We start from the raw sequence: 17,658 nt of genomic DNA on the forward strand, positions 1-17,658 counted from the left end.
CATAAGGGCCGATGTTTAGTAAATCCGCTAAACAGCGGGGTCGATCACGTATTCGGACATCACTTCGCTGAGCCGCGCAGCCTTCCTGACGTTGGATTTGTTGGACACCATTAGCGTCGCCACCAGCGCCTCGATCACCGCCACCGCCGCCACATAGCTACCCGGCAGCACGCCGTGCGCGCTGCTGGCGTACAGCACATGGTCGGACAGCGGCACCATCGGCGCCGAAGGCACATCTGTAATCGTCACCACGCAGGCCTTGCGGTTGCGGGCGAAGTGCGCCAGCCGCATGGTGTCCGACGAGTAGCGCGGGAAGGACAAGGCCAGCAGCATATCGCCCCGCTCGATGTGGAGCAGCCGCCCGGCCGCCGCCTCGTTGCCGCCGCTGCCGGCCATTTCCACCACGTGCTTGCAATACGGTTGCAGATGCAGCGCCAGCAGCGAAGCGAAGCTGGACGACATGCCTAGCCCCAGCACGTAGATGGTACGGGCGCCGTCGATCTTGCGCGCCACATCCTCCAACGCCTGCGGCGACAGCGCGCCTTGAGTGGTGGCCAGGTTGGCGCGCGCATATTCCATACTCGCTTCGGCCGGCGACACCGCTTCCTGGCGGCGCACGATGGAGCTGCGCAGCTTTTCTACCGGCTGCAAGGCCGAATGCAGTGTTTCGGCCAGCGCGCTGCGCATGGCGCCGTAGCTGCCAAAGCCGATATCGCGCGCGAAGCGGCTGATGGTGGCGGTGGAGACCTTGCAGCCGTCCGCCATTTCCTCGATCTTGAGCGCGGTGCCGCGCATCGGGTTGCGCATCAGGTAGTCCGCGATGCTGCGGTGCGAGGCGGAGCCTCCGGTCATTACGGCGGACAGCACCTGCCCCAGTGGCGACTGGACGAAAGCTACGTCCGCCGAAACCGATTTCCCTGATGTCATGCGATGCTCAATTCTCAAAAACCGCCAGCATACTTAAATTTCAAGCAACTGTGAACTGAGTATTGACGCGTAAGCGCCCGACTAACCAATCGGTAATACGCCTTATTGGTACCAGGACTGGGTGATCTTCAGCGGACGCACATCCATGCGCAAGTTAAGGATGGTATAAGCATCCGAGGTGGCCGACTCGTAACCGACGCTGCTGGCGTCGCGGGTCAGCTTGAACTCGAAGCCGAGGTCGGGCCGCGGGTCGCCCGGCGCTGGCGCCGCAATGCCGATCGCTTCGCTGCGCGAGTTGTTGATCAGCTTTTCCATCATCACCAGCACCGTGTTGTGGCCGAGGATGTCGGCAGAGTAAACCTGTTCGTCCAGATACGGGCTGGCCGGGTCAAGCTTGCCATCCTTTTTGTCGGAAGACGGCGTGTACTGGCGGCTCTCAAGGTTGTAACGGTCGCCGCGATCCAGATAGCTGATGCGGGCGTTGGTCAGGTTGAAGGCCTTCTCGGTGCCGTTGGTCTGGGCCTTTTCCAGGTCCAGTAGCAGCGCCCCTTGGTAGCCGATGACTTCCACATTGCGCTGGCCATCAATGATAACGGCGGTATTCTCGTCAATGCCCAGACCCTGCTTGTATCCCTTCTTCAGCATGGCCGGCAGCATGCGCGCAAAGCGGCCGCGCGCCAGCAAGTGCTGGTCGACGAACAAGTCCTTGCCGACGAAGCCCAGGCCCGGCGCCAGTTCCAGGCCGTCGTTGACGCCCACGCTCAGGGTGCCCAGCACCGTCTTGGCCTCGTAATACATGGTGCTGCTCATGATGGCGGCGCCGGCGCTGCTGCCCGCGACCACCCCGCCCTTTTGGTAGACATCCCAGATCGCCTGCAACACCGCAGTGCGCGTGCCATCCGCCCGCACCAGCGCCTTGGTAATCAAGCCCTGATCACCGCCGGCGAAGTAGACGCCGCCCGCTGAGCGGATCTGGCTTGCCAGCGTTTCATCTTCCGCATCGCGCTGGTAGTCGCGGTCCTTGAAGCGCACCCCCACCGGCACGGCGAAGGCCGAGGCGCCGTATTTATTCAGTGTCGCCACCAGATTGGTCCCCGAACGCAGCGGATTGCCGGCCGCGCTGGGCATCACCGCAATGCGCGCGCCCTTGCCGCCGGCCAGTTCCACCAGCCGCGTCCACACTTCGCCGTTATCGGCCCGCACGGCGCCGCCGGCGATCAGCAAATGGCCTTTCGGCGCGCTTTCGGCAGCGGTTGAGACCTGCATGGCCAGTGCGACCAACGATACGCACAGCATGCGCACCGCTTTAACTAAACTCGTCATACGATATTCCTCGTCTGGGTGATCCCTACAATTATATGACAGAGCGCCTCTGCATTTGGCTACCGGACCCGCAGTTGTGCGAGAATCAACTTTTACGTCAGTGTGCACAGGAGATTTGATGAGTGAACTCAAGCGCGGCCTGAAAAGCCGGCACATTCAGTTGATCGCGCTGGGCGGCGCCATTGGCACCGGCCTGTTTCTCGGTATCGCGCAGACGATCCAGATGGCTGGCCCCTCGGTGCTGCTGGGTTATGGCGTGGCGGGCGTCATCGCCTTCTTCATCATGCGCCAGCTGGGCGAGATGGTGGTCGACGAGCCGGTGGCCGGCTCGTTCAGCTATTTCGCCGACAAATACTGCGGCCACTGGGCCGGCTTCATGGCGGGCTGGAATTACTGGGTGCTGTATGTGCTGGTCAGCATGGCCGAGCTGTCGGCGGTCGGCATCTATATTCAATACTGGTGGCCGGCGGTGCCAACCTGGGTGTCGGCGCTGGCCTTCTTCGCCATCATCAACGCCATCAGCCTGTTCAACGTCAAAGCCTTCGGCGAGATGGAATTCTGGTTCGCCATCATCAAGGTGCTGGCCATCGTCGGCATGATCCTGTTCGGCGCCTGGCTGCTGATCTCCGGCGACGCCGGCCCGCAAGCCACCGTGGCCAACCTGTGGCAGCACGGTGGATTCTTCCCGCATGGCGTCAGTGGACTGGTGATGGCCATGGCGGTCATCATGTTCTCGTTCGGCGGACTGGAACTGATCGGCATCACGGCCGCCGAAGCGGACAATCCATCGCAGACCATTCCCAAGGCGACCAACCAGGCCATCTACCGCATCCTGATCTTTTACATTGGCGCGCTGGGCATCCTGCTGTCGCTGTACCCGTGGCAGAAAGTGGTCACCAGCGGCAGCCCGTTTGTGCTGATCTTCCATGCGCTGAACAGCGACGTGGTGGCCAACGTGCTGAACCTGGTGGTGCTGACGGCCGCGCTGTCGGTGTATAACAGCGGCGTGTACGCCAACACCCGCATGCTGTACGGCCTTGCAAAACAAGGCAATGCGCCGCAGGCGCTGTTGAAGGTCAACGCGCGCGGCGTGCCGCTGACGGCGCTCGGCGTATCGGCGCTGGCTACCGGCATCTGCGTGGCGGTCAATTACTTCATGCCGGCGCAGGCCTTCGGCTTCTTAATGGGGCTGGTGGTGTCGGCGCTGATTATCAACTGGGGCTTGATCAGCTGGATCCACTTGCGCTTCCGCGCGCAGAAGAAGGCGGCCGGCCAGATCACGCAATTCCGCAGCCTGGGCTACCCAACCACTAACTACCTGTGCCTGGCCTTCCTGGCGGCGATCCTGGTCGTGATGTACCTGACGCCGGACCTGCGGTTGTCGGTGTATCTGATTCCGGTCTGGCTGGCGGCGCTGGCCATCGGTTACAAGCTGCGCCGCCGTCCGGCCTGAGGTCAGATGGTTTCCCGTTCGCGCAAGGTCTGCGGGCTGGCCAGCGCGTAACGGGCGATATCGTCCTTGCGCATGAACGCCACGCCGGCCTTGCTGCGGGCGTAGGTGAGAAACTCGTCCCACACACGCACCATCTGCGGCGTGCCGCTGATGCGGTCATGCGCGCTGATCGACATCATGCGACGGCGCGTGCCGGCTTCTTCGTACAACTGGTCGAATTCACCCTTGATCTGTTCGAGGAACTGCTGCGGCGAGTAATTGCGGCCTTCGATCAGCAGGATGTCGTTGTTGCGCAGCGTGTAGGGCACAACCACGAAGTCCTTGCCATCCACCTGTTCGATAAACGGCTCGTCGCGGCTGACGTCATCGATGTGGTAGGCGAAGCCCAGTTCCTGCAGGAGCAATAGCGTATTCGGACCACGCCGCAGCCAGTTGCAGTTGTAGCCGGCGGTGCGTTCGCCGGTCACTTGCTGCACCATGTCGCGGCCGGCGACGAGGAAGGCGCGTTCTTCGTTGCGGGTCATGGCGTATTGCGAACTCCAGCGCGGGCCGTGTCCGGATGCTTCGTGGCCGCGTTTGACGATCTCGCGCGCCAGCTCGGGATGGCGCTGCACCGCTTCGCCGATCATGTGCGAGGTGACTTTGACGCCGTGCTTGTCCCACAGATCCAGCATGCGCGGGATACCTTCGCGGTAGCCGTAGGCGAACCAGGTGTTGGCAACGGCGTCCGACTTCACGCTGGCGGGGAAATCGACTTTCGGGAATGGCGAGTCGGCACCCTTGGGTGGCTGGCCACCGGCTTCAAACTGCATCGAGATCGAGATCACGAGGCGCGCGTCGTTGGGCCAGAAGGCGCCACTGCTGCCGTTGGCGCCACTCGCGCTCCCCGCTGTCTCCGCTGCCGCGCTGTGCGCCGCCGACGCGCCAGTCGCGTCAACCGCTTCCGAGGCACCGGCCACGCCAGCCGCCATCACCGCCGCACCGCTGGCCGCCTGCGCAAGAAAACGACGGCGCGTCCCCACCACGGCGCTCACAGCAAACCTCCGCCATCAACATCCACCACCGCGCCGGTCATGAAGCCATTCTGCATCAGCATCAGATACGCTTGCGCCAGGTCAGAACCCTGCCCAACACGTCCCACTGGTATGCCAGCACCGGCGCGCTGCGCCATCGCACCACGTTCCGCGTCGCTCATTGGACCCCACATGCCGGTTTCCACCATGCCTGGACTAACCACATTCACGCGCAACGGCGCCAGTTCCTTGGCCAGCGTCTTGCCCATCACCTCCACCGCCGCATTCATGGTCGATTTGACCACCCCGCCCGGCATCACCTTGCGCGACAGCAGACCGGAAGTCAGCGTCACCGAACCACCCGCCTTCATATAACGCGCCGCATACTTTACCGCGCGCAGCTGGCCGAACACCTTCACATTGAAAGCCGCCATCGCCTGCTCCGGCACCAAGTCAGCCAGTCGGCTGGAAGGAATTACCGGACCGGCCGTCACCACCAGATGATCGAAGGCGCCGACGTCGGCGAAGAAGCGCTGTACCGCCGCGTCATCTGTCACATCCAGCTGCACCGCCTCGATCTGCGACGGCCAATCCGCCGGCCTCGCGCGTCGGCCCGCCGCAATCACCCGCGCGCCTTCGGCCGCAGCCTGCTCGGCCACTGCCCGTCCGATGCCGGACAAGCCCCCAATTACCACCACCAGCTGATTCTTCATGATGCACTCCCAGTAAATGAACAGTGCACCCATCATGCGCCGCAACCGGCGCGCCGATAATTGGCCCAGCGCTTGAATCACCTTCAATCCCAGATTGAAGATCGGTTGACTGCCGCACAGACCACCTTCGGTAGCGCCACCACCATGGAACCACCTTAGTCCGGAGGGAATTCCCATGTCCACCCAAACTGCCGCCCCGCACCGCCCTTTGCAACTGCCCGCCCTGGCCGGCTGGCTGATACTGACGTTTATCTTCGCCGCGATCGGCGCCTACGCGTCCGCGCAAGCCGCAGACTTCTACCTGCAACTCGATCGCCCCGCCTGGGCGCCGCCTGCCTGGCTGTTCGGCCCTGCCTGGAGCGCGTTGTACCTGCTGATGGCCATCTCCGCCTGGCACGTGCAGCGCACCGCAACCAACGCCAGCGCCCGCCCCGCGCTCACGCTGTACGTCGTGCAGCTGGCCGCCAACGCACTGTGGACCTGGCTATTCTTCGGCTGGCATCTCGGCGCATGGGCATTTGCCGAGATTCTGCTGCTATGGGTGCTGATCGCCGCCATCATCGTTGCCTTCTGGCGGCGCGACCGCGTAGCCGGACTGCTGTTAGTTCCCTATATCGGATGGGTGAGTTTTGCCACCTGCCTTTGCTACAGCATCTGGCAGCGGAATCCTTCCGTGCTCTGATTACGCCACGCGACGCACGCGGAAATGCGCCACTTTCTGCACCGACTGTGTGGTGCGGAAGCCGAAATAGCCGCCACCCGCCAGCGGCCCCGGTGCACTGAAATACTCACGATCGTCCACGTACAACCGCGTGCCGCGCGCATCGACCACGATACGGATGCGGTAAGGATGATCGGCCTTCAGCAGATACTCGGGCGCTGTGTATTCGCGCAGCAGATTGCGCGCGCCGCTGCCGTCGTAATAGCGGAACCGCGTGGTGCTGTTGGTATTGCCGCCTATGCCCGCATAGAACAGCCGCAGCGCATCGTATTCTTCCAGCTTGCCTGATCGTTTGAAGCCTTCGGGCAGTTGCGCCTCCCAGAAGAAGTTCAGATCCGACAGCCGCCCCTCTGCCAGCACCGTGCGGGTGAAGCTGATTTCGTAATGGCCCAGCAGTTGCTTACGCAGCCAGACCGTCAGCCCGCGATCTGCCCTCAGCACCAGCGCACCACGTTCGACGTAGGCTGCTGCGACGCTGTTACCCACCTCCGCCTCGATGGCCCAGGCTTGCGGATCGAAGCGCGCAAAGTCATCGCGCGCCAGCGTGCTGTCAGCTGTCTGCGCAGCCAGCGCCTGCATGCCGATGGAGCCCAGTCCCCATTGCGCCACCGCGTTGGTGGACAACGTTGGTGCCTCCTCTACCTCGTTGAGCACCAGCGGCGGCTTCACGCGGCGCGACACCAGATCCTTGTCGCGCAGACCCGCCCGACCTTCCTGGAACTGCGCCCACGCGCGCGCCAGCATCTCCTTGTCCTGCTGTTGTACGGCGACATAGGCCAGCAAACGCGCGTGGCCCTGGCCCAGATTCAGTTTGCCCAGGTCTTGTCCCAGTTCTGCCTTCTGCTGTTCTGGACTGGCGTTGTACAGGCGGCAGTAGCGCAGCCAGGCCTCGCGGAAGGCCGGTTGCGGCACCGTGCGTATCAATTCGCTGGCGATTTCCGGCAGGCCGAAGACGGCGCTCAGGTGCGACACATTGATTTTTGCGTTGGCGTCATACAGGTAAGCGCCGGTGCGCAGGTCCATGATGCCGCCGCCAGCCAGGAAGCCGAGTGGCTGCGCGGCGATACTCGCCATGCTGTTCAACAGTTTGTCGCGATACTGCGGCTGGCCAGTGCGCTCCCATTCAGTGAACCAGGCGGCAGCCACCGCGCCCCAGTCGGTGCCGAAGGCCACACTGGCATAGTTGTCCGGCTCTTTGTCCGGCGCATGCTGACCGATTTTGCGCCCGGGGATGATGGTACGCAGGCGGTTTACCGCGTTGACCTGTTCGCGCAGTAGATCGCCAACGCGTTCATCGGCGCTGAGGTAATAGAAGAAGCGTCGGTTGATGGCGGTGGACACGCGCACCTGCTTGGCGCTGTCGCTCCAGTGCTGTACGCCGTGCCGCGTGCCGAGCGGGCTGTATGGACCGATGTGGTGGATATCGACTTCGCCGGTGTGGCGCGTCATGGCTTCGGCCAGACGGTATGCGTCTGCGCGGCCGCTGTGCAGGTAATAGTGCCACAGCCAGATTTCCGTGCTCAGCTCCGAGTTGTCCCAGGCGAAGCCGCCTACGTCGTAGCGCCATACGTGGCGCTGGGTGTCGTAGGTGTGCATCACATCGCCATAATCCCAGTAGCCGTACCATTTGCGGTCTTCCACCTGGTTGCGGTAGAAGTCGAAGACCCAGGCCAGTTGCTGATCGAGTTTGGTCGGCTTGGCAGCGGCCGGGTGCCAGTATTCACTGAAAATGCCGGCGCTGTGCAACCGTTCCGGTGACGCGGTCAGCATCGGCGGCGACTGGATGCGGCGGCTGATCGCTACCAGTTCTTCGTGCGATGGCGTGGCTGGCAGCAGTTGCAGTTCCAGTTCGCTGGTGCGGGCGACGCCATATGGCGTGCCGAATTCTGGTTCGTAATCTTCGTAGGTGATGTCGAGTGCATCGCGCTGCTTGGCGTAGTCGGTTTCGCCCATGCCGTCGTGGTAGAAGCGCAGGTCCATGGGTTCGGCCTTCGGCGCCCAGAGCCAGAGCGTGACGGTGGCCTGGCTAGTTTCTGCTCCGTGGATGTCGATTTGGCCGGGATAGCTTTGCCAGAAATTGCGGATGCCGAAGGCGATGCCTCCTTCCGGCGTGCCGAGATAGCCGGTGCCGGCGGCGCGGCTGCCGCTGGCGGCGTTTATCCAGCCGCGGCCTGGGCGGGTGCGTTTGCTGATACTGTAACCGTCCGGGTGCGATTGCAGTAGCGTGTAGTGGCCGAAGGCTGGTACGTATCGGAGGTTTTTACTGACGTTGGCGGGCAGCGTGCCGGCCGCAACGGCGCGGCCTTTAAGTTGCGCTTCGGCGGCGGCGCCTGCGTCGCGGCGAAGGCCTGTGAGACCTTGCACGGCTTCGGCGAACACGCCACCGTTGGTGCCGACAAAGCGGATGTAGCGGTCGTACAGTGGCGCGGTGAGCGGCACGTTGAAGCGCAGGCCAACGCCGCGGATGAAGGATTGTTGTGGATCGGCGTCGTACACCAGCGTGTGCAGCACGCGGATGGCGTCCGAGTTTTTGTAGAAGTAGAGGCGGACGACGAAAGGTAGTAGTCTAGCGCCGTCGGCATGGCGATGCGCGCCATTGACACGGACGACGGCGCGTTGCGGGCCCGTTTGCTCCAGCGTGACGCTGTCGATCACACTGTCGTAGGCGCGGCGGCCGGCGGCGCTGGTTTCATCGTCGGCCGCGCTATCCACCAGCAGCACCAGACGGCCTTCGCGCAGCAGTGGCTTGCCTGCTCGTTGAATGGCGTTCAGCAAAATAGAGCCGGATTTCGCCAGCGTGCATTGCAGCTTGCCGGTGTTGACGATGATCGCATCGCCCCGTTCAACCGCCAACGCAACAGCGGCAGCAATTCCGGCCAATACTGCCGGCGCGGTCGACGCAACTGGGATCAGCCCAGCGGCAGCCCCGCCCCGCTCTGCCGGGCCGGCCGACGCGGCTGGCAAGGCGCGGCCGGTCGCGTCTAGCAACGCATGCAGCGTGTAGCCGCCGGCCGGCGCAGCGCCATCGGCGTCCGGCGGTAGCGCGTGGGCAGACCATTTGAGCGTGCCATCCGGCCAATAAGCCAGCGGCCACGATTGCACCGCAAAGGCGTCGCGCTCCCCGGTGGCACTGGCGGTCGCTGCGCCTACTGCTGCTCCGCGCGCGCGGGGCACTGCTGCGCCCATCGGTCCGGCAGCGCGCTTGTCGCCGGCGTGGGCAGCGTGGGCAGCGGCGAACGGCGCGTCAGCAGACTTGCTGACCGGCCGCAGTTCGAACGTGCTGTCGGCGGGTACGCGGCCTTGTGGCCATGGCACGCCCCACGTCGCGCCCTGGAAGCTGGCGGGCACACCTTCCAGCCAATGCAGCGGGGTCTCGCCCTCCTGCCAAGCCGGCGTTAGGTCGCCCGCCGCCGGCCCAATCACCTTATCCCGCGCAGCAGCCTGGCCACCTTCAGCCAAGCCAGCAGCGCCGCCAGTCAACAGCGCCGCCAGTTTGAAAAACTGACGTCGTTCAAGCGATGCACTCATGCCGCCAACTCCTTAATACTTATAAGCCAGCGTAGCGCCGACAGTGCGCTGCTCGCCCAGCCAGCCCCACACCGAACCGTAATCACCGGCCACCACACGACGGTAATACTGCTTGTCAAACGCATTGTTCACCCAGACCGACGCCGTCCACTCGCCGCGATCCAGCTTGCCACTGGTGCCTGCCGAAAACGCCGCCAGACCATAACCCTGCACCCGCGTCAGCGAGGAATTGTCCACCGAACCATACATCCAGCCACGATAAGAATAACGCGCGGTGACGAAGTTCTTCAGGCCATTCGCCGTGCGCCAGTCATAGCGCGTATTCGCATTCCACGTCACCTTCGGCGCATTGAACACGCGCTGCCCGGTCAGATTGCAGAAGGCCGGCGGCTTCGGCGACAAGGTAATCTCCGAGCCGCAGCGTGCATGCGCGTAATCGGTGTAGTAAGCATCGTTATAAACGCCCGCCAGATTCGCCTGCCAGCCCTTGGCCAGCGCCACGCCGATCGTCGCCTCAGCGCCACGCGAACGGAACGTGCCCGCGTTCAGCAAGTAAGTCTGCTGGTCATCCGGGTTGTAGCCTTGCGTCTGGAAGTCAGTTACCTCGGTCAGGAACACATCTGCCTTCACGCTCACCTTGTTGTCCAACAGCGAACCCTTGATGCCCAACTCCGTGCTCTTGGTCTTTTCCGGCTTGATGATCAGCGTATCGTAGCCTGCCGCCTTGGCCGCGCCGGCCGAAATATTGATACCGCCCGATTTTTCGCCGTACGAACCGGCCAGATAGCTGCTCCACGCCGGCGCCAGCTGATATTTCAGAACCAATGTCCCCGAAGGCAGCACATGGTATTCCTTGATGTAGCCGGAATTGAAGGCAGCCTTGTTATAGCGGATAAACTGGCCGCCCTTCTCTTCATAGTTGGCGCGCACGCCAGCCACCAGATCCCAATCCGGCGCGATGTGCAGCGTGCCCTGCGCATATGGCGAAATCATATGATCGTGCAGCAGGCCAAAACGGATGATGTCCAGGTTGTTGTTGCTGGCCGCATCCGTGTAGATGCCAGCCAGCTTGTTGTTCGTGTAGCGCGTGTGCGCAGCGGTATCCAGGTTCTCGCCCAGATAGGTCAGGCCCAACGCATAATCAAACTTCTCGCCAACGGGCGAATCCAGACGTAGCTCCTGCGACCACGTACGGTCCAGCACCCGCGTGCCGGTGTTGTTGTAGACCGCCACACTCAGACCGTCCGCATAGGTTGGATCGGAACGGAAGTAGCGGTACGAGGTGACGGAGCGTAGCTTGAAACCGTTATCGAAACGCCAGTTGGCCTCCGCCGACACGCCACCCTGCTTCACATGCACGCGGTTTTCGTCGTCCAGATCCACATTCGGCCCGAACACCACATGGTTGCCCACCGCCGTCGAGTGTTTGAGATAGCTATCCACGCCGCTGAACACATTGGTCGACAACAGCACGGCCGTCGGCTCGCTGTTGGTGACGTTGATGTCGGCGCTCAGACGCAGATCGAAGTTGTCGCCGCGCTTGTACAGCAACTGGCCGCGTGCGCCGCTGCTGGTTGAACCGTTCAGGCGATTGCCGTTGCGGACATTGGTCACCGCGCCATCGTTATTGCTGTACACCAGATTCAAACGGCCGGCCCAGTTGTCCGACAAAGGTCCGGACACCATCGCGCGTCCACGCGTGTAGCCATGCTGGCCATACGCCACGCTGGCCGATGCTTCCGGCGTAAAGGAAGGAGCGACCGTTTGCAGATTCAGCACGCCGCCCGTGGCATTCGCGCCAAACATCGTACCCTGCGCACCGCTCAGCACCTCTGCGTAAGCGATATCACCCAGGCCGCTGCTCAACATGCCGGCGCGCGGCAGGTACACATTGTCGACATAAATCGCCACGCTGCTAGGCATGCCGATGTTGGAGTCGCCACTGGCCTGCCCCCCGCCATCGCCCACGCCGCGAATCGATATCTGCGTATCCGACGGATCGGTACTCTGGATCACCAGGCCGGGCACCAGTTGCTGCAGGTCTTCCAGCGTGGTCAGATTCTGCTCTTCCAGATCCTCGCCGCTGATGCGGTAGGCCGATGTCGGCGCGCGCTGCACATCGTCGGACTCCTGGCTGCCGGGACGCTTGGCGCCCTTCACCGTCACGCGCGCCAGCACCTCGTTGTTGGCGACCGGCGCAGAAACGACGGCAGCTGCCGCCACCGGCGCGCGCAGCGCAACCGGCGTGATCACCGCCTGCAACGGCGCGCGAGCGGCAGCCGGCGCCGCAATCGCACGGCGGATCGTCAAGGTGCGGCCACCACCGGCGCTGACCAATTCAAAACCCGTACCTTCCAGCGCGCGTTCGATCGCCTCGGTGGCGCTGTAGTTGCCGCTCACCGGCGCGGAACGCACCGAGTCCACCAGCTTGGGATCGTAGGCCAGCGCGACGCCGCTTTCCGCAGCAATGCGCAGCAGCGTCTTGTCCAGCGCAGCGCCGGCCAGTTGATATTGGTGGCGGGTCGCATCCTGCGCCAGCGCGGCTGGCAGGGCGAGTAACTGGGTCACGGCCAGGATGGCCAGGATGTGCTGTGGTTTTTGCAAAACATGCCTCACAAGGTTATGGCGCCTCGATCGAAGCGCTTCACCAACCATGTGCATCGAGAATTGGAAAGTGACACCGCAAATTGAAATTTTTTTTCAGGCTGCGCTCAGCACCGTCAGATAGCTGCCATAACGCTTCACGCGTACCGGCAGAATATCCACTACCTGCATCAGCGCCCGCTCGACATCTTCCAGCCGGAATACGCCGCTGATCTGCATCGCCGCCGCGCGGCCGCTGACGCGCAGCAGACCTTTGCGATAGCGGCCGAAAATCTCCAGCAGCTCGGCCAGCGGCATGCGGTCGGCCACGCAAACGCCGCGCGTCCAGGCGCTGGCGGCGGCAAACGACATTTCCGCCTGCTGCACGCCCTTGTGATCGAAGTAGAAGGTTTCGCCGGCAGACACCAGTACCGGCGGCCCGCCGTGCGTCCGCAGCAGCGCACTGCCGGCACTGACCGACACCATGCTGCGCTGATGCAGGCGGCCGACATTGAAGGTCGCGCCCTCGGTGGAGACCGTGCCGTGGTCGGTGGCCACGCTGAGCAGATCGTCGCGCTGCGGCCAGGATTTGACCAGCACCTGCCCCTGTTTCAGGTCCAGGCGCGGACTTGCAGCGCTGCCACTAAGGTAGATGCGGCTATTGGCGTCGAACGCCAGCGGCGTACCATCAGCCAGTTGGCCTTCGCCGCGCTCACCAACGGCGCTACGCCAGTCGGCATCAAGGCTCATGCCGTGCAAACCCTCTCGAATGCCCCACGTGCCGCAGCCCACCACCAGCAAGGCAAAAGCGGAGCGCAACACGCGGCGGCGTTCCGTCGCCGGCGTACGCAAAGCGTGCGCCATGGCCGATGCGTCGCGCGCGTGCGAACCGCCCATGCGTGATAGCCGCTGCTGCAAGGCGTTCCAGGCTTGTTCATTAACTTCTTGCGCCGTGCGCCAGTGGTCGAATTCATCCAGCACGGAGACGCCAACATCGCCTTCGCGCAAACGTACTTCCCACATCACCGCCTGGTGTTCGGCCGGCGGCAGCTTCATGCCAACGAACAGCAGGCGGTGAGCGCCTGCGCCATGTACTTGCGCACCATGCTGACCGAAACGCACAGCCGCGTGGCGATTTCTGCGTACCCCAGTTCCTCGAACTGGCTGAGAATAAAGGCTTCGCGCGCTTTGGCGCTAATGCTTTGCAGGGCCGCGTCGATGCGCAGCAGTTCGTCGATGGCTTCGCAAATATCTTCGGGCGAGGCGTCGGAAAATTCCGGCGCCTGCGCCAGTTGTTCCAGGTATTCGCGTTCCAGGTCACGGCGGCGCCAGAATTCGTAAGTGAGGCGCCGCGCAATGGTGGTCAGCAGCGCGCGCGGTTGGCGGATCTGGCTGACGTCTTCCATGCCAGCCAGTTCGGTGAATGCCGATGCGGCCAGGTCCTCGGCGTCATTGCGCGAGCCGACCAGGCGGTGAACACTGGCCGTGAGCCAGCCATAACTGCGGCGGAATTCACCGCCGAGGAATTGGTCGCGCGCGGCGGTAGCGAAGGAAACGGTAATCATGGCCGCCAATATAGAACGGCAGGCCACTTAATAAAACGAACAAAACCAAATAAGCTTCTTCCAAAATAAAAGGCATCACCAAATGGATATAGCAGCCTCTATTTTAGTTATCGCTCTTCAGCTGCGCGCCGATGCGCAAAGTGGCGGCGATGTTGCGGGCCGCGTTACGCACATTGGCCGCCGCAGAGGCCATTGCCTCTTCCACCGTGACCGGACGGCTGACGGAACCGAAGACGGCATCGATCCCGTGATCGTGCACCGCCGCCGCGCCGGAGGCCAGGCCGCCGGCGATCGCGATCACCGGCTTGCAGTGTCGCTGTGCCACGCGCGCAACACCAACCGGCGTTTTGCCGTGGATGGTCTGGCCGTCGATGCGGCCTTCGCCGGTGATGACCAGGTCCGCATTGGCCACCGCCGCGTCCAGGCCTACCGCCGCCGTGACGATCTCGCTACCCGGCCGCAGACTACCGCCGAGGAATACCAGCATGGCCGCGCCGATGCCGCCGCCGGCGCCGGCGCCCGGCACGTCGGCCACTTGCTGGCCAAGGTCGCGCTCAATCACTTGCGCATAGTGGCGCAGATTGTCGTCCAGCCGCGCCACCATCTCCGGCGTGGCGCCCTTCTGCGGGCCGAAGATGGCGGAAGCGCCTTGCGGTCCCACCAACGGGTTGCTGACATCGCAGGCCACGTCGAACACGCTATCCTTGATGCGCGCATCAAGCCCGGACAGGTCGATGCGGTCGAGCATATTCAGCGCGCCGCCGCCATGCGCCAGGTCGGCGCCGGTAGCGTCCAGGAGCCGGCCGCCCAGCGCTTGCAGCATGCCGGCGCCGCCGTCATTGGTGGCGCTGCCGCCGATGCCCAGCACGAAGCGGCGTGCGCCTGCATTCAGCGCGTTGAGTATCAACTGGCCAGTGCCAAAGCTGGTGGTGCGCAGCGGATTGCGTTGTGAAGGCAGCACCAGTTCCAGGCCGCTGGCGGCGGCCATTTCGATCACCGCCGTCTGGCCATCACCCATTAGACCGTAGAACGCCGATACCGGATCGCCCAATGGACCGGTGACTTGCAAGGCCACGCGTTTGCCGCCGCTTGCATCGATCATGGCCTGCACCGTGCCTTCGCCGCCATCGGCCACCGGCAATTTTACGTAGTCGGCGTCAGGGAAAATCTCGCGGAAGCCGGCCTCGATCTCGTTGGCCACGGCCATCGCTGTCAGGCTTTCCTTGAACGAATCGGGTGCGATGACTATTTTCATATACAGCTCTTAGCGGTTAACCAGTTTTGCAGGAATGCGCAGTACCAGGATGGCACCGACCAGCAGTACGCTGGACAGGATGTACAGCGCCACGTCGGTGCTCTTGGTCGCGTCCTTGATCCAGCCAACCAGGAACGGGCTGACGAAACCGGCGATCTGGCCCAGCGAATTAATCAGCGCCAGGCCGCCCGCCGCCGCCGCGCTGCCAAGGAAGGCCGCCGGCAAGGACCAGAACAAGGCCAGCGCAGTCAAGGCGCCCATGGTCGCCATGCTCAGGCCGATCATCACGATCAGCGGATTACTGGAGAAGTTCGCCGCCAGCAGCAGGCCAATCAGGCCCATGACCATCGGCAGGTTGACGTGGAAGCGGCGCTCGCGATGCTTGTCGGCCGAACGGCCAGCCCACACCATGAACACCGCGGCAGCCAGGTAAGGAATGGCGCTCAGCCAGCCCACCGTCTGCGCATTGTCGAAGCCCAGCGACTTGATAATCGACGGCAGCCAGAAGTTAATCGCATACACCCCCATCTGGATGCAGAAGTAGATCGCGCCCAGCGTCCACACGCTGCTGTTTTTCAGCACCGCGCCAAACGACTGGCCGACGTTGCTGACCGCCGTGCGCTCCTGCTCATCTGCCGCCAGGGCGGCCTGCATGGCGGATTTTTCTTCGGCGCTCAGCCATTTGGCAGAGGCGATGCCGTCGTTCAGGTAGAAGAATACGCCGGCGCCCAGCAGCACCGTTGGTACGCCTTGCAGCAGGAACAGCCACTGCCAGCCGGCCAGGCCGCCTTGGCCAACCGAGAAATGCGACAGCATCCAGCCGGACAGCGGACCGCCGATCAGGCCCGAAATCGGAATCGCCGACATGAACAGCGCCATCACCTGGCCGCGCTTCTGCGTCGGGAACCAGTGGGTGAAGTACAGCACCATACCGGGGAAGAAGCCCGCTTCCGCCACGCCGGTAAAGAAGCGCACCACGTAGAAGGAGGTTGGCGAATTGACGAACATGGTGCAGGCGGACAGCGCGCCCCAGGCGATCATCATCACCGAAATCCAGCGCCGCGCGCCGATTTTGTGCAGGATCAGGTTACTCGGCACGCCACTCAGCACGTAGCCGATGAAGAAGATACCCGCGCCTAATCCGTAAACAGTATTGCTCAATTTGAGCGCATCGAGCATTTCCAGCTTGGCAAAGCCGACGTTGACGCGGTCTAGGTAATTGAACAGATAGCAGACGAAGATGAACGGAATCAGGTGCCAGCTGGCTTTTTTGTACGCGCCATCGAGGACGGCGGTCGCCGGCCACGCCTGGGCAGAGGTGGTGGAAGTGCTCATGCGGGTCTCCAGTGTATTTTAATGATACCGGGATTATCTGGAATCGATCACAAAAAAGCATTGGACCAACGCCCGAATCTGGCCGCTCTTCGCCCTCGATTCTTAGGCAAATGCACTAAAATAAGCGTCATGAACATTATCAGCATGGCGCTGGCGCAGGATATCGTTACCCGCACCATGCGCATTATTCCCTATAACGTCAACGTGATGGACGCCAATGGCAGCATTATCGCCAGTGGCAATCCGGCCCGCATCGGCGAACTGCACGCCGGCGCCCTGCTGGCGCTGGCCAAGAAACTAACGGTGGAAATCGACGCCGCCAGCGCCAAAAACCTGCACGGCGCGCAGCCGGGGATCAATCTGCCGCTTACGGTTCAGGGACAATTGTGCGGTGCAGTAGGCCTGAGCGGCGCGCCGGACCAGGTACGCCAGTTCGGTGAACTGGTACGCCTGACCGCCGAAATGATCCTCGAGCAGGCGCAGTTGGCCGGCGAGCTACAACGCGATTCACGCTACCGCGAAGCCTTCGTCCTCAACCTGATCAACGCTGAACATGCCAGCATCGCAGACCTGGAGGCGTGGGCGCATCGACTCGGCGTCAGCTTCGACCGCCCGCACGCCGTCTATCTATTAGAGCTGCAAGACGCAGACCTGCAGGCGCTGCAACTGCGGCTGCAGGCACGCGTGCCGTCCGCACTGACCGCAGCGGCAGGCCCGCACGAACTGGTGATACTCGATTTTCTCGAATCCCAGGACCACGGCAAACAATTGCACGCGCTGGGCGCCATCGTGCGCGAGATCTGTCCGACGCCGCACACGCTGACCATGGGCATCGCGCTGCAAGGCATCGCCGGCGTGGCGATTTCCTACCAGAGCGCCAAGAGCGCCGCGCGCATCGGCCGCAATCGCCATCCGCGTCGCCACCAGTACAGTTACTACGACCACGCCCTGCCTGTACTGCTGTCCGGCCTGGACACCGGCTGGCAGGCGGCCCAGCTGCGGGCGCCGATCGAAAAGCTCGGCCGCAACAAAGATATGCTGCAACGCACACTGGAGACCTGGTTCGCACACGACGGCCACCCCGCCGCCACGGCCGAAGCGCTGCACATCCACCGTAACACGCTGGATTACCGCCTGCGCCGCATCGGCGAGATCACCGGGCTTGATCTGGGGCGCCTGGAAGACCGTTTTTTGCTCTACATTTCCGTGCTCTTGTCCAGTCAATGAAACTGAATGAAGCCC

The 17,658-nt window shown here is 63.1% G+C and carries 13 protein-coding genes; 3 read left to right on the plus strand and 10 right to left on the minus strand.

The window, feature by feature from the left end; translation table 11 throughout:
• Positions 1 to 27: 27 nt before the first annotated feature.
• Together HH213_RS26365 and HH213_RS26370 are read right to left on the minus strand one after the other, a co-directional pair.
• Entirely contained in the window at positions 28 to 927 is a 900-nt protein-coding gene (locus HH213_RS26365) for a MurR/RpiR family transcriptional regulator (protein ID WP_169114239.1), read from the minus strand.
• A 102-nt stretch (positions 928 to 1,029) separates the two neighbouring features.
• A complete protein-coding gene (locus HH213_RS26370) occupies positions 1,030 to 2,250 on the minus strand; it encodes a cyanophycinase (RefSeq protein WP_229263172.1) in 1,221 nt (406 codons plus the stop codon).
• Positions 2,251 to 2,368: 118 nt separating this feature from the next.
• On the opposite strand from HH213_RS26370, the gene HH213_RS26375 reads away from it, so the two are divergent.
• The gene (locus HH213_RS26375; RefSeq protein ID WP_169114240.1) at positions 2,369 to 3,703 is read left to right on the plus strand and encodes an amino acid permease; all 1,335 of its coding nucleotides are present in this window, start codon (positions 2,369 to 2,371) and stop codon (positions 3,701 to 3,703) included.
• A 2-nt stretch (positions 3,704 to 3,705) separates the two neighbouring features.
• Here the strand turns inward: HH213_RS26375 and HH213_RS26380 are convergent, their stop codons facing one another.
• Together HH213_RS26380 and HH213_RS26385 are read right to left on the minus strand one after the other, a co-directional pair.
• Complete coding sequence (locus HH213_RS26380) at positions 3,706 to 4,674, minus strand: polysaccharide deacetylase family protein (RefSeq protein ID WP_169115422.1); 969 nt, start codon at positions 4,672 to 4,674, stop codon at positions 3,706 to 3,708.
• A gap of 59 nt (positions 4,675 to 4,733) precedes the next feature.
• Complete coding sequence (locus HH213_RS26385; protein ID WP_229263174.1) at positions 4,734 to 5,606, minus strand: SDR family oxidoreductase; 873 nt, start codon at positions 5,604 to 5,606, stop codon at positions 4,734 to 4,736.
• Between HH213_RS26385 and HH213_RS26390 the strand changes: the two genes are divergently transcribed.
• On the plus strand, positions 5,605 to 6,111 hold the full coding sequence (locus HH213_RS26390; protein WP_169114241.1) for a TspO/MBR family protein: 507 nt from the start codon (positions 5,605 to 5,607) through the stop codon (positions 6,109 to 6,111). The genes HH213_RS26385 and HH213_RS26390 overlap by 2 nt on opposite strands.
• On the opposite strand, the gene HH213_RS29815 is transcribed toward HH213_RS26390, so the two are convergent.
• The 6 genes from HH213_RS29815 to HH213_RS26420 form a co-directional block, all read right to left on the minus strand.
• Positions 6,112 to 9,678 (minus strand): exo-rhamnogalacturonan lyase family protein, encoded by a 3,567-nt coding sequence (locus HH213_RS29815; protein ID WP_174864435.1) that lies wholly within the window; start codon positions 9,676 to 9,678, stop codon positions 6,112 to 6,114. It abuts the gene before it with no gap.
• Positions 9,679 to 9,690: 12 nt separating this feature from the next.
• Entirely contained in the window at positions 9,691 to 12,282 is a 2,592-nt protein-coding gene (locus tag HH213_RS26400; RefSeq protein ID WP_169114242.1) for a TonB-dependent receptor, read from the minus strand.
• A gap of 96 nt (positions 12,283 to 12,378) precedes the next feature.
• Positions 12,379 to 13,317, minus strand: coding sequence for a FecR domain-containing protein (locus HH213_RS26405; RefSeq protein WP_169114243.1), 939 nt, complete (start codon positions 13,315 to 13,317; stop codon positions 12,379 to 12,381).
• Entirely contained in the window at positions 13,314 to 13,826 is a 513-nt protein-coding gene (locus HH213_RS26410; protein ID WP_169114244.1) for a sigma-70 family RNA polymerase sigma factor, read from the minus strand. The genes HH213_RS26405 and HH213_RS26410 overlap by 4 nt, the downstream gene beginning before the upstream one ends.
• Before the next feature lie 103 nt (positions 13,827 to 13,929).
• Positions 13,930 to 15,081, minus strand: a complete 1,152-nt coding sequence (locus tag HH213_RS26415; protein ID WP_169114245.1) for a glycerate kinase — start codon at positions 15,079 to 15,081, stop codon at positions 13,930 to 13,932.
• A gap of 9 nt (positions 15,082 to 15,090) precedes the next feature.
• Positions 15,091 to 16,416: an MFS transporter gene (locus HH213_RS26420; RefSeq protein WP_110848007.1), complete on the minus strand. Its 1,326-nt coding sequence runs from the start codon at positions 16,414 to 16,416 to the stop codon at positions 15,091 to 15,093.
• A gap of 129 nt (positions 16,417 to 16,545) precedes the next feature.
• Between HH213_RS26420 and HH213_RS26425 the strand changes: the two genes are divergently transcribed.
• The gene (locus tag HH213_RS26425; protein WP_169114246.1) at positions 16,546 to 17,643 is read left to right on the plus strand and encodes a sugar diacid recognition domain-containing protein; all 1,098 of its coding nucleotides are present in this window, start codon (positions 16,546 to 16,548) and stop codon (positions 17,641 to 17,643) included.
• Positions 17,644 to 17,658 lie beyond the last annotated feature (15 nt).

The organism is Duganella dendranthematis (assembly GCF_012849375.1).
Lineage (GTDB): Bacteria > Pseudomonadota > Gammaproteobacteria > Burkholderiales > Burkholderiaceae_D > Rugamonas > Rugamonas dendranthematis.